Origin of the sequence: Mesorhizobium sp. M0145, assembly GCF_040322355.1 — a bacterium.
In the GTDB taxonomy this organism is placed as follows: domain Bacteria; phylum Pseudomonadota; class Alphaproteobacteria; order Rhizobiales; family Rhizobiaceae; genus Mesorhizobium.
Genome location: NZ_JAMYTK010000025.1, coordinates 1 through 12,502 on the forward strand (window position 1 = coordinate 1; position 12,502 = coordinate 12,502).

Below are 12,502 nucleotides of genomic sequence, written 5' to 3' on the forward strand. Positions count from 1 at the left end.
TTTGCCAGGCGCATCCCGCGCATTCAGACAGGAGAAAGAAGATGAAACGCATCCTTTTGGCTTCGGCCGTGCTGGCGGTGTCGGCGGGGCTTTCCTTTGCCCAGACGACCAGCGGGACTTCGAGCGGAACTTCGAGCGGAACCTCGACGAGCGGAACCTCGACCACGACAACCATGCCCAGTACGACGGATCAGGGCACCGGCACGACGAGCAGCGGGACCAACATGTCCGGCGATCAGGGCACCGACACGAACACCACCAGCGGCATCACAAATCCGAACTCGGCCAGAGACTGCGCGCCCGGCCAGCAGACTGGCAGCGCTCAGCAGGCTGCGCCAGGTCAGCAGGACACGACAGCCAACACCGCCGCGCCAGGCCAGGTGAAAAAGACCGACGAAGGTTGCTGATTGGCACATCGGCACAGGTTGGAATCACCAGCGTGTGGCTGGCCAGTCTCCCCCGACCATCGCCTGAACTCAACTCGGCTGGCGAGCAAGTTCCCGCCAGCTCAACGCTCTGATGCTGAAAATACTGGACCAGATCTATGCGGTCTCACCGTTAGCGCCAGCGAAGCGATGACACCGGGGCGGGACAGGCGAGGCCGCTACAGCTCCAGGCTTGCGCACGGCGTCGACGACTTCGCGCATCGAGTCGAGGACGAGCTGCCGACGATCCGCATGCGGATCAGCAACTCAGGGTCGATCGAGGGACGGCCGATCGGGCAGGCCGCACCATAATACCCAAGCGGAAAGGCCACGCCCACGCCTGGACACTGCCAGTGTATATCGGCGGGCTGCTTGCCAATGAGCTCTAGTGATGTCGAGCGCCCGCTGCGCCGATATGAGCGTGGAGGCCATGAACAGGCGTATCAAAGGCGGGGGTCCGTCGCCTCTCCTTGCTGGCGGCGGGCTCCGCAAAGCGCGGTGTTGGTCGGAGACAATAGAACCTTATACCGCAATCCAACTTAGCTAGTTGTAATGTCCCCTCCTCTTTTGCAGCAGCCAGGAATGCCCTGCAGGCCTCCTCCGGCTCCATCTGACGCTGCCCCCAGTTTCTATCCATTTTTGAGTTCCTCAGCCCTCCAGGAACGCCAGAAGCGCCGCATTCACCGCGTTGCTCTCTTCGCGTTGAACCCAATGCGTCCCTTTCTCGAAAGTCTGCACGCGGCCATCGTCGCAAAGGGCGAGACTGCGCTTGGCCAGCCCGGATTCCAGAGCCTGGTCCTGCATCCCCCACATAACAAGAGTGGGCGTCGTGATCCGCTCCTTCAAGCTCGGGCGAAAGGGCAAGGCGCGATACCAGTTGAGCATGTTGGTCAGCGCCCCCGGCCGCTCCCAAGCCTGCCGATATTCTGCAATCTCCTCTTCTTCGAAGGCGCCTTCCCGGCTGGATGTCCTAAGTGCTCGTGCGAGCAAGGCGGAGCGCCGCGCACCCAAAACGGCTTCGGGCAGCAATGGGATCTGGAAGAAAACCACGTAACTGCTCCGCAGAAACTGCGTCGGAGATCGCAGGGCATGGGTAAACACAACGTCGGGATGGGGCGCATTCAGGATGACGAGCTTGTCCAGGCGATGAGGCAACTTTGCCCCGGCGGCCCAAGCGACGATGCCGCCCCAGTCATGTCCGACGAGGTGAAACCTTCCGATGCCGAGCGCGTCGGCCAGGGCGAATACATCGCCGAGCAGCTTGGGGAGCGTGTACTCGCTGATACCCTCTGGCTTGTCGCTGGTGTTGTAGCCCCTCTGGTCGGGAACGATGACCCGATATCCGGCGGAAGCGAGCGTACCGATCTGCCGTCTCCACCCGATCCAGAAGTCCGGGAAGCCGTGCAGGAGCATGACCGGCTTACCCAGAGCAGGCCCGGCCTGAACGACGTGAAGCCGAATGCTTCCGGCGTTGACGAATTGATGTTCAGGCGCCAGCGAGATCATGGCTGGTAACGTGGGTGTCGTTAAAGTGATCCAGCGCAATGAGGATTTAGATCAGGCTGCGTCGTCCCGACAACATGCACGCTCAGCCGTCGCATCCCCCGCCAGATGAGCATGGGAGCCGAAGGGCCAAGTGGGGATGGCGCAGGTGTTGCTGCAGGCGGCGGATGTTTATTTGTAAGCGCAGGTCTGCACCTGCATCCTTTGGCGCTATTATACGTTTGCCCCGCGAAGAAGATGCTCCGGACCGGCGGCCATGTCGAAGAAAACAACCGAGGACGCTTACGAAGGTCAAGTGCAACTTGAGCGGCGGGCCGAACGGGAGAGCCGCGGACGCAATGCCGAATGGCCGTCAGAGATTCCCAGCCGCGGCTGGAAGGACGTGCTGTGGCGGGTCTTTGCTGAGGTAACCGAGGACCGTGTTATGCTGATCGCGGCGGGGGCTGCATTCTATCTGCTTCTTGCCCTCTTTCCAGCGCTTGCCGCGTTCGTGTCCATCTATGGTTTCGTCGCCGATCCTCAGACCATCGCTGAGCACATTGCGTTCCTTGGCGGCGTACTGCCTTCGGGAGGTCTGGATATTATCAGATCTCAGCTTGCGTCCTTGGCCGCTCAGAAGGCTGGCGCGCTCAGCTTCGGCTTCATCTTCGGCCTTGCCGTCGCACTGTGGAGCGCCAGTAACGGCATAAAGACGCTATTCGAAGCCATGAACATCGCCTACGAGGAGAGTGAAAAGCGCGGCTTCATCCACCTGAATCTCCTGGCCTTGGGCTTCACACTTGGCGCCATCCTCATTGGTATCGGCTTTATCATCTCGGTGGGGATTGTGCCGGCCGTGCTTGCGCTGCTGAACCTCGGCGGCTGGACCGAAGCCCTTGTGCGGATCTTTCGGTGGCCGATGATGCTGATCATGGTGGGCGTCGGGATCACGCTGATTTACCGCTACGGACCCAGCCGGGAAAGGGCAAAGTGGCAATGGGCGACATGGGGCGCCTTCCTCGCCGCTGTGGTCTGGATCGCAGTCTCGATAGGCTTCTCCTATTATCTTGAAAACTTCGCCAACTACAACGCCACGTATGGAGCTCTTGGGGCAGTCATCGGCTTGATGATGTGGACTTGGATTTCTGTGATTATCCTGGTTGTAGGTGCGGAGCTGAATTCCGAGATGGAGCATCAGACAGCGATGGACACCACCACAGGTGCGCAGCAGCCGATGGGTGCGCGAGGTGCCACGGTTGCCGACACGCTGGGCGGATCGGCCGATGCCGCCGACCAGCAGTCGCGTTTTGACGAGCGCAACGAGTAGCGCGCAGATCACTTTGGACGCCATGGTCAAGCGGCTGTAACCAACGCCGCGGCGCGTAGCCCAGAACGGCTCAAGGCGCTGGTCGCCCGGCTTGCCCAGGTGACTGGCGATCTCACCATCCAGAAGCAACGCAAAAGCGCCGTCGCCGATGCCGAACCCCTCGCCAGCCTCGACGAGGTCATTGTTCTGCTCAAGCGTCAGAGCCGCCGACTTGAAGGGCGAGATCGCCTCGCTAGCGACGACGACCCGCTGTGGGGCCTGTCTCGATTAGGTCTTCCGTTCGGTCAACGGTGTCGCCCGCGTACTCCTGATGGCCGAGTTGCCCGAGATTGGCACCCTTTCCAATAAGGCCATCGCCAAACTCGTAGGCTTGGCGCCGATCGCCAGTGACAGCGGCAGGCGCAGCGGTCGAAGACCGGTGCGCGGCGGCCGTGAAGGTCCGCGCTCCAGCCTCTCCTCGTCGCGCTCACCGTCGCCAGATATGATCCCCTCGCGCCTTCAGACAGGAAAGGAAAAGATGACTATTCGCATTGCGCCCGCCCGCAAGCTACCCATCATTCCCAATGCAAAAGCACGCGATGCGCGCCTCGAGTTCGCAAACGCAACTTGACACCCCAGATAGTCACTCATTGGGAACCAACGGGCCTTACCTCCGTTTGCTCCTCGAATGGAGGAAACCATGAACAACCGGAATTCTGAACGGCGTCCCCCGACTGCGGTAAGAGTTGGTGACGGTACCTCGGAAGACATAGGAGCGACCGTAAGCGGCACGTTATCCAAAGCGTCCGACATAGCGCAAGGGGCAGCGGAAACCGCCAAACGGGCGGCCGTTGGTGGCGCGTCCACCGTGACCAATCAGGTGAAGGAGATGTTGGACCGTCAGGTCGGCAGCGGCGCCGAGGTGATGGGCCAACTGGCGAGTTCGACCAAGCGTGCGGCCGAGGACCTCGACGCAAACGCACCGATAGTCGCTGGGGTCGTGCGCACCTTCGCGAATAGGCTTGATGGATACGCAGACGACCTGCGAGACAGGTCCGTCGATCAGCTGGTTCTTGCAGCGTCCGATTTCGCGAGGCGCAAGCCGGGTTTGGTGTTTGGGCTGGCCGCCGTAGCGGGCTTTTTGACGTTCCGCACACTGAAGAGCGCGCCTCCCGCACCAGAGTCCATCAAGGGAAGGCGGCAGGGAGCGAACTGATCTGATGGCACAGGAACAACTGAAGAATTCGCCTCTCCCTCAAGCACTGTCGGCAGTGTTGGCGGACGTCGCGGACCTCTTTCAAAAAGAGTTGCGCCTGGCGCATGCGGAGCTGTCCGCCAACGTCTCAACGAAGCTCCAAGCAGGTGTGTGGATGTCTGCTGCTGGCGTGCTGGGAGTGGTCGCCGCTCTGCTTCTAGTGCAAGCCCTCGTACTTGGAATAGCCAGCTTAGGGATGGCCCTGCACTGGTCGTGTCTGATCGTCGCGGCCGCAACGGCCCTCGCCGCTGCTTTCGCCTACTATCGGGGCCGCGCTGATGCGCAAAAAGAACTTCTGCCGACACACTCCATAAGCCAAATAAAGCAGGATATTGCGACAACCAAGGAGCAATTAACATGAGCCGCAATTCACAGGTCCAGGATTTTGGAACGAAAGAATGGCTTCTCAGCTCCGCTAGGAACAATCCCGAAGGCCTTCTGCTCGTCGCAGCAGGGTGCGCGCTGCTAATGCGCAGCCGCAGTTCAAGTGCCGGGCATCGCGAGCAATCCCGTGCAACCGACGGGCGCCAAAATGCTCCGCACGTACGCACCGCCAGCGGCGGGGCGTCCAAAGCGCAGGAAGAGGCTAGCGAGACAGCAGAGGCCATGCGCGACAATTTAGCCGGCATTGGGGAGAAGGTGAGTGAAACCGCAAGTCAGTACGCATCATCCGCCGCGTCATACGCAGAACGGGCCGGTCGCTCCATATCCGAGAAGTCAGGGCGCGTGGTGCAGCAAGCCCAATCATCGTTCCAAGACACGATTGGCCGCATGGTGGAAGAACAGCCATTGGCTTTTGTTCTGGCCGGCTTCGCAGCCGGTGCCGCTATAGCTGCTGCTTTGCCGGCCAGCGATGTCGAGAGGCGCACGCTCGGCCCAGCAGGAGAGCGATTGACGGATGCTGCTGAAAAAGCTGGGGACCGCTTGAAGTCCTCGACAGCAAAGGCGGGCGAACGGCTCAAAAGCGCCGCCGAGGAACATGGGCTGAATTCGGACGGCCTCAAGGAGGTCGCAAGGGACGTTGCGGGCGCCTTTGGAAGCGCCTTGTCAGAAGAGCAATCAAGTGAACCCGTGCAGCCGCTTTCGCCAAGCCCAAGTGGATCGAGCGGTTCATCCACTCCGGCCGCCAAGCTGCAACCGGGCAGCGCCACCCCTTCGGAAGGAATAACGGCCAAATCGCAGCGGTCGGGCAACGCTCGGTCGAGCAAACCTGCCCGCCCCGGTGGCAAGAGAGATTTATGATGGCCGATCCACAACTTGAGCATCTTGAATACGAAGTTGAGGCTGCCCGGGCTAAGCTCGCCGAGGACTTGTCGACACTTCGGTCGCCAAACACGCTCTCCGAATTTACCGATGATTTGAAACACGAAGCGCTTGAGGCAAAGGATGCCCTGGTGGAGAAAGCAAGAGCCTCAATGCAATCGGTGGCGCAGGCGATTATTGACGATCTCAAGGCCAAGGCGGCTGCCAATCCGAGCGCTGCTTTGGCGATTGGGGCCGGTTTGGGGTGGCGTTTCCTCCGCCATCCGCCGATCGCAACCGCACTCGTCGGAGCGGGATTGATCAGCTTGTTGCGGACCAATTCAGCCCGGCCACCCGGCGAGCAGCAGGTTGATCACCTATCGTACGCCAAGGAGCGCCTGAAGGAGCAATCTAGCGATTTGGCGGAAAGCGTCAGTGATTTCGCTCTTGAAACGGCTGGCAAAATAAAACGGGAAGCTGCCGAGTTGACCGGCGTGGCCAAGGAAACTGTTAAAGAGAAGACAGAACGTCTGGCTGCGGGTATCCGCCATAGCGGCGTTGGGCCGCACCAGGGCGAGACTGTCGCAAAAGCATCCGCACCCTTCGATGAAGCTTCGTTAGCTGTTCAAGACGCATCGGGCAATGAGCATACCGAGGACAAACTCCTTCTGGCGGCGGCGGGTTTGGCAGTCGCCGCGGCTGTCGGCTTTGCCTATCAACGACGTCTGAATGAGCAGATGGACACCGACCGAACTGGATGAGCGTAGACAGAGGTCATTGCAGAGAAACAGTCGTCCTGAAGGCAAAGTATGATGCCGCGCTGACATTTATCGAGTCCCGACGAGTTCAGCCATCGGATTGCATATTCTGGAACCACGGACGGCGCGATGACGATGCGCACGGCGGAGAAGATCGGACAAAGCGGTCAACCCGAGCATGATGATCGTCGGCCGGTCGGTCACGGCCTTCAGCGAAACCGCCAGCGACCGGCTGAAGCGGAATTCACCCCGAAAACCGTGCAAGTGCTGCCGACCCCATAACGTGAGCGCAACGGCGCGCTCTGTCCGCTGTCAGGACGAACTTTCTCCGATCCGGCTTGGCGCTGCCGGTGCCCGCGCACGCAACTGCTCAGTCATCTGGGGCGTTCTCGGGCATTCCGCTATCGCGACCTCGTTTCGAACGTTTTAACACGCCCACTCGAGCTTGATCTCGCCGAGCGCTGCGCTAGCCCTTCCGATCTGGCTATTGCCAATGCGTATTTGACCAGGCTTGCGCAGGCGAACGCTTCGACTCGACCAGGCTTCCGCAGGCGAACGCTTCGACTCTCTAAGTGACGACGCCGCAATATTAGCATCGCTCGTCGTTGCAATTTCTCGAAATGCGCAACTCGACGACCGCCTGCTAGGCGTGTTCGTTGCCCAGCGTTCACGAAGGGGGACGCGCTAGCGGACGAATCCCGATCACCCAGTTTACGGTTACAGCGTTCCTACCCGATCACCGCTTGGCGCTGTCGCTGTCCGCTTCGGCCCGCGCAAGGAACTGCTCGGTCGTGGAGGGAAGACGGGATTTCAGCCAATCCGCCATCGCGACTTCCTCTTGCAGATTCTCTTCGCAAGCCCGAAGAACCTCGGTTTCGCCGAGCGATCGAGCGGCGGCAATCAGGATCGTGTAGGAGGCGATTTCCATGTGCTCGAACGTGTAGCTCGCGAGCGATCCTTTCATCACCTCGTCTCCAGCGAAGACGCCGCTCAGCGATTGCGCCATCGCCGTCAGCTTACCGCCAGCGTCCTTCATCGTGGATGAACCCTCGTCCATCTGATCGAGACAAGTCTTCAGCCGGGCAGCCTGCTGCTTCGTCTCGTCGAGGTGCTGTCGGATCCGGTCGCTCAGCTCGGGATAGTTCTCGATGCGACCCAACTGTCCGTTCAACATCGTTTCGGCCTGCTCTTCCATGGCATGGGCATCTCTAAGCCATTGGACAAACCATTCGCGGCTTTCTGACATGTCGAATCTCCTTTGCGATCTAAGGAAACTTTCAGAAGAGGACATTGTTCCGGAGTAGAGCCCGCCGAACGGGCCTTGACCGTCGCAGAGATCAGCGTCGTGGCGGGTCTCAATTCACCTCGCGAAAAATCCTGCAGCGATGCGTGGAAAAGGCCAAGATCGCGGAAGATCGGCGCGGCCCGTGGACGCTCGCCGCTGCGCCGCTCCATCACAAAGTCCAACTGGCACTGGCCGCTTCCTGGCCATCCGACGCGGCGACATACGGCGACATATTGAAGGTCCCGCATGGCATACTGCGACCGCTGCATGTCGTTCCTGGCAAGTAAGAACGGCAAGCAGATGAAGCTACCAGCGCTCGGCGAAGCTGAAGTGGATTCTCGACGAGGCGCTGATCGCGGCCGCTGGCGCTCCGCATTGAGCCTTGTGCCTCACCGCGCCACCGCAGTCACAAGGAACGCGACGGCCTCTCCGCTCGTTGATTGCTTTTCGACTCGAGCCGCCGTCATGAGGTTCTAATATACGCCGGCCATCCTAAGGCTGACCTACGACCAGAGTTACAAAAGTTGAACTTCATCGGGGAACACTCCTTCTGTCTGCCTGTTCAATTTGTCAGGCGCATCCGGCGCATTCAGACAGGAGAAAGAAGATGAAACGCATCCTTTTGGCTTCGGCCGTGCTGGCGGTGTCGGCCGGGCTTTCCTTTGCCCAGACGACCAGCGGAACTTCGAGCGGAACCTCGACGAGCGGAACCTCGACCACGACGACCATGCCCAGCACGACGGATCAGGGCACCGGCACGACGAGCAGCGGGACCAACATGTCCGGCGATCAAGGCACCGACACGACCACCACCAGCGGCACCACAAATCCGAACTCGGCCAGGGACTGTGCGCCCGGCCAGCAGACTGGCAGCGCTCAGCAGGCGGCGCCAGGTCAGCAGGACACGGCAGCCAACACCGCCGCGCCAGGCCAGGTCAAAAAGACCGACGAAGGTTGCTGATTGGCACATCGGCTCAGGTTGGAATCACCAGCGTGTGGCTGGCCAGTCTCCCCCGACCATCGCCTGAACTCAACTCGGCTGGCGAGCAAGTTCCCGCCAGCCGAGCATCAGTTCAGGAACCTTTGCGCTTGCTTGTGCTTTCAGTGGGGCACGCGTGGTTTCTTTTGCTTTCGGTCAGATAGATATCCGTCTGCTCGCGCATCTTGCCTGAAGGGAGCTGCGGTCGCGCTCAGAGGAGAGCCGCGCTGTATTGCCGATAGCGCTAGAGCGAAGAAGCCCTACGGCAACCGGCAGTTGGACTGACACCAAGTTGGCTCCGAGAGCGTTGGGAACAGCCTGGCACGGCACGTTGCTCAGTTTGGACCTTCGCAAAGGATGCATGGAATGGCGAAAGACGTTTCTCGCGAGGAAGAGCAACGCGGCACCGGAAAGGTCCTCATCTGGGGCGCCGCGATCGCCCTTGTTCTCTTTGTTGCCCTGCTGGCCATATTCGTTCTGGGGTAGTCCTGACTGCTGCAGCAGGATCTAACTTGGGTGCACGACGTTCTGAGCCTAGAGAGCTGCAGAGCCTACTTGGATCTTGAGCACCGTGGGGTTGAATGCAAGCTCCCGTGTGGTGCAAGTGACTGCTAGGCTTTCGCGGTTTTGGTGTCCTCTTCGGTTTAGATGCCGCGGGCCGACGTCACAGCAAGTGCGGCCTTCAGGCGCTGCTCCCGAAGCCGCGGTCTTTGCGTCTCGTGCCGCACGCTCAATGTCGGTCAATCCTCGTGCAGCATCCGAGGCGCGCTCGTCTCTGGCTTGTCTTTCTTTCTCGGTAGGCAACTTCCTACACTCCGATGTGCCAGCGCAGTCGGCTGTCGGCACCCAACCACGGTCGCCATATCGTATTCCACGCCAACAGAAAAAACCCGCCTCGACTGCCGCTGAGCGCGCGCATCCCCGCCTCTGGAACGCTTCAAACACTTTGCCGTTGTTAAAGGCACCTGCAGGAGCCAGGCATGAGAGTATTCCGACGAATTTTGCCGCTCGCCGTGTTCGCGTTGCAACTCTTTGCCGTGCAGTCATTTGCTCAGACCGAGCAGCAAGATCTTCCGGGGCAAGGCGCATCATCGACAACCGAAGATGCCGAGGATGTCGGCGTCGACGTTTCGCTTGGCAGGCACGAAGTGAAACAGCAGATCGCACGGGAGCTTGGAATCTCCGAGGTGGAAGTGCCTCTGGCAGTTCATGTGCCTATCGAGCTCGCCAAGCGGGTCTGCGAGAAAGAGGTATTCGACGCACGCGCCAATGTGAACCGAAGCTGCACCGCGACGAAATACATCCCGGAAATTGCCGAAGCAGCACGAAATCGTCCGCAAACCTCTGCCGTTCCGGAGCAATAGGCGAAGACGAATACTCTGGGATAAAGAAGGGGTGCTTGGCTACTCTGGGCCATCGACAAAGCGCCGCCCCGAAAGTGTGGAGCGCTTGCGCGTAAGTTTTCAGGCAGCGTCGATACCGCTTGGCTTCCCCAGAGGATGAATCAGTTTGGGGCCGTATGCTTCGACAAAAGGCGCACACCAGATTGCGAAGGCAACCTTCGACCGGTAGAGGCGGACACTGCTTGTTAGCAGCATCTTGATGATCGCCAGACTGACGAGCTTCTCTGGTCAGCATAGTAGCTTTTTGAGACTCCCCGCCCTTTTAGGTATACTTTCCCCTGACTGTCGACAATTGTTAGGGCATCGTCAGCTGTGAGCGACCATCGCCCTTCCGCCCCGATCGGGAGACAGCGCAGATGGAAACCTCGTTCAAGAACGAACTGTTGCGGCGCCTGAGCGCACCGGATCTGACGTTGCTGCAGCCTCACCTCGAAGCCCGTCACTTGGGACTGAGGACGCACCTGGAGCAGACCTCGGTCCCGATTGACACCGTCGATTTCTTCGAGAGCGGTCTCGGGTTAATGGTGGCGAAGCTTCGGGCTGAGGTCGAGGCCGAGGTTGGCCTTATTGGCTTTGACGGTATGACCGGGGCAGCCCTGGTCATGGGTGAGGACCGGTCCCCACACGATTGCTTTGTTCAATTGAAGGCTGAAGCTATTGCTATAGACGCGCGTTGGCGGATCGTTCTTATGGGCAGCCCGAGGCGGAATACATCCGACTGATCGGGACGCCCCCGTTGCTCATGATGTCACCCGTGCTGCCCTCTCTCCCGTCGCTGACCACATTCGGGAGGTGGCGATTGGCACCTGTCAGGACGTTCTGGCAAGGGTTGTCCAACGGTATGAAACCGCAGTGTCGATCCAGGACAGGATCGTTGAACATTGCAAGGAGGTCGGATTAACACCGCAAGCAGATGAAGCTTTTTTGCAGGCCCTGTGGTTGTCGCTGGCGAAGGCCAGGACGGCCTTGGAGCGTGAGGTCCCCCCGGCACCGCTGCACCTGGCCGGCCGCTCTAGTCCTGGACAATTGCCGACCTCGTCGCTGGTCAGCATGCCAGAATGTCGATGGCGGAAGCCATGAGGACCCCGATTGAATGTTCTCATTCGTTTGTGATCGGGGGTGCAAGTCAATCCGGCTCCAGCGCATGTTGGCCTCACGAACAAACCGCCGTCGCATCCGTTCAGCATCGCGAAGGACGACACGGCTGTCCACGGCCTTTCCGGTACTGCAAAGGATACATGACATGCTCGGTCCGCAGAGGGGGTTTTCGAAGACCATCTGAGGCTTCGCGCCGCTGGCGACATCGAGGAGGATCTTAGGTGCAACTATGCTGTGGACGTGGTCCTCTTGACCTCGAATTCGAATTTAGAGGCCATGATGCCGTCCGCCTGTCGTCCAAACGCCTGCGCGAGCAGCTGCCTCAAGGTGAGTTCAACTACATCGCAAAACAGGCCCGCGGCCCCTATACACTGCTGATCTGGTCGGCAACTTCGTCCAGGTTCGACGCCATTGGGGGCCCGAGAAGAGATCGGGAACCTTGATCAGGTGCGGGCAAAGGTCCGTTGCGAAAAATGCGGCCGCAAGGACTCGATGACAGCGGAAACCCTTCAGGCAGACGATCCTCATTCCGGAACTTCCGCAATGGAGCGCAGCCGAGATGCTCAAGCCGCTGCTGGCGCGGCGGACTGAAATCAGCGGTCAACCCGACCGTCGCTCGCTGTTGGCTGCCGGTGTGCCGTCGCCGAAGGAACAACAAGAGACTGGTCCAGTTAGAGCCATGCATGCGTCGATAGAAATGAAAGAGGAGATGACAATGGCGACGAAAAAAAGCTCTCAGGGCAGCTCCAAGGGCTTGGAAGACCTTTTCTATGATGGTCTGAAAGACATCTACTACGCCGAACGCAAGATTCTGACGGCGCTCCGGAAAATGGCAAAGGGCGCGGAGTCCGAAGAGTTGAAGGCGGCGTTCGAAAAACATCGTGACGAGACGGAAGGTCAGATCGAGCGTCTGCAGCAAGTTTTCGACGCCTTTGGCAGGAGAGCCCAAGGGAAAACGTGCCCGGCGATCGACGGCATCATCGAAGAAGGACAGGAGATTTTGGAGGAATTCGAGGAGGCTCCGGCATTGGACGCGGGTCTCGTGGCTGCAGCCCAGTCCGTCGAACATTATGAAATAGCGCGCTACGGGACTCTTGTCACATGGGCCGGGTTACTTGGCTTGAAAGACGCCGTCCCGCTACTCGAACAGACGCTCAAGGAAGAAAAAGCAACCGATGAGGCGCTCACCCGACTAGGCGAAACAGGCGTCAACGAACGGGCGATGCAACAGGCCGCATAACTTCGGATCGAATCGACGCGACCGCGGCC

At 59.8% G+C, this 12,502-nt stretch carries 14 protein-coding genes; 12 read left to right on the forward strand and 2 right to left on the reverse strand.

Going from position 1 to position 12,502, the window contains the following annotated elements; genetic code table 11:
* Nucleotides 1-41 precede the first annotated feature (41 nt).
* A complete protein-coding gene (locus tag NKJ28_RS26700; RefSeq protein WP_352637594.1) occupies nucleotides 42-407 on the forward strand; it encodes a hypothetical protein in 366 nt (121 codons plus the stop codon).
* 666 nt (nucleotides 408-1,073) lie between these two features.
* Here the strand turns inward: NKJ28_RS26700 and NKJ28_RS26705 are convergent.
* Nucleotides 1,074-1,931 carry an alpha/beta fold hydrolase gene (locus tag NKJ28_RS26705; RefSeq protein WP_352637595.1) on the reverse strand — a complete coding sequence of 286 codons (858 nt, stop codon included), beginning with the start codon at nucleotides 1,929-1,931 and terminating at the stop codon, nucleotides 1,074-1,076.
* A gap of 253 nt (nucleotides 1,932-2,184) precedes the next feature.
* Here NKJ28_RS26705 and NKJ28_RS26710 point away from each other — a divergent pair, with 253 nt between their 5' ends.
* The 6 genes from NKJ28_RS26710 to NKJ28_RS26735 all read left to right on the forward strand — a co-directional run bounded on the left by NKJ28_RS26710 (nucleotide 2,185) and on the right by NKJ28_RS26735 (nucleotide 6,471).
* Nucleotides 2,185-3,234: a YihY/virulence factor BrkB family protein gene (locus NKJ28_RS26710; protein WP_352467848.1), complete on the forward strand. Its 1,050-nt coding sequence runs from the start codon at nucleotides 2,185-2,187 to the stop codon at nucleotides 3,232-3,234.
* A gap of 310 nt (nucleotides 3,235-3,544) precedes the next feature.
* The gene (locus NKJ28_RS26715; RefSeq protein ID WP_352637597.1) at nucleotides 3,545-3,844 is read left to right on the forward strand and encodes a transposase; all 300 of its coding nucleotides are present in this window, start codon (nucleotides 3,545-3,547) and stop codon (nucleotides 3,842-3,844) included.
* Nucleotides 3,845-4,081: 237 nt separating this feature from the next.
* A complete protein-coding gene (locus tag NKJ28_RS26720) occupies nucleotides 4,082-4,429 on the forward strand; it encodes a hypothetical protein (protein ID WP_352467850.1) in 348 nt (115 codons plus the stop codon).
* Between the two features lie 4 nt (nucleotides 4,430-4,433).
* Nucleotides 4,434-4,829, forward strand: a complete 396-nt coding sequence (locus NKJ28_RS26725; RefSeq protein WP_352457931.1) for a phage holin family protein — start codon at nucleotides 4,434-4,436, stop codon at nucleotides 4,827-4,829.
* Nucleotides 4,826-5,710, forward strand: a complete 885-nt coding sequence (locus NKJ28_RS26730; RefSeq protein ID WP_352637599.1) for a hypothetical protein — start codon at nucleotides 4,826-4,828, stop codon at nucleotides 5,708-5,710. Before NKJ28_RS26725 ends, NKJ28_RS26730 begins: the two co-directional genes overlap by 4 nt.
* On the forward strand, nucleotides 5,707-6,471 hold the full coding sequence (locus tag NKJ28_RS26735) for a hypothetical protein (RefSeq protein ID WP_352467852.1): 765 nt from the start codon (nucleotides 5,707-5,709) through the stop codon (nucleotides 6,469-6,471). Before NKJ28_RS26730 ends, NKJ28_RS26735 begins: the two co-directional genes overlap by 4 nt.
* Nucleotides 6,472-7,204: 733 nt before the next feature.
* On the opposite strand, the gene NKJ28_RS26740 is transcribed toward NKJ28_RS26735, so the two are convergent.
* Entirely contained in the window at nucleotides 7,205-7,714 is a 510-nt protein-coding gene (locus NKJ28_RS26740) for a ferritin-like domain-containing protein (protein WP_352637601.1), read from the reverse strand.
* Between the two features lie 143 nt (nucleotides 7,715-7,857).
* Between NKJ28_RS26740 and NKJ28_RS26745 the strand changes: the two genes are divergently transcribed.
* From NKJ28_RS26745 to NKJ28_RS26765, 5 genes are all read left to right on the forward strand, one after another.
* Nucleotides 7,858-8,040, forward strand: a complete 183-nt coding sequence (locus NKJ28_RS26745) for a hypothetical protein (RefSeq protein ID WP_352637603.1) — start codon at nucleotides 7,858-7,860, stop codon at nucleotides 8,038-8,040.
* 320 nt (nucleotides 8,041-8,360) lie between these two features.
* Nucleotides 8,361-8,714, forward strand: coding sequence for a hypothetical protein (locus NKJ28_RS26750; protein ID WP_023680319.1), 354 nt, complete (start codon nucleotides 8,361-8,363; stop codon nucleotides 8,712-8,714).
* A 998-nt stretch (nucleotides 8,715-9,712) separates the two neighbouring features.
* The gene (locus NKJ28_RS26755) at nucleotides 9,713-10,096 is read left to right on the forward strand and encodes a hypothetical protein (protein WP_352637604.1); all 384 of its coding nucleotides are present in this window, start codon (nucleotides 9,713-9,715) and stop codon (nucleotides 10,094-10,096) included.
* A 395-nt stretch (nucleotides 10,097-10,491) separates the two neighbouring features.
* Complete coding sequence (locus tag NKJ28_RS26760) at nucleotides 10,492-10,857, forward strand: hypothetical protein (RefSeq protein WP_023677855.1); 366 nt, start codon at nucleotides 10,492-10,494, stop codon at nucleotides 10,855-10,857.
* 1,091 nt (nucleotides 10,858-11,948) lie between these two features.
* Nucleotides 11,949-12,473 carry a YciE/YciF ferroxidase family protein gene (locus tag NKJ28_RS26765; protein ID WP_352566851.1) on the forward strand — a complete coding sequence of 175 codons (525 nt, stop codon included), beginning with the start codon at nucleotides 11,949-11,951 and terminating at the stop codon, nucleotides 12,471-12,473.
* Nucleotides 12,474-12,502: the final 29 nt, after the last annotated feature.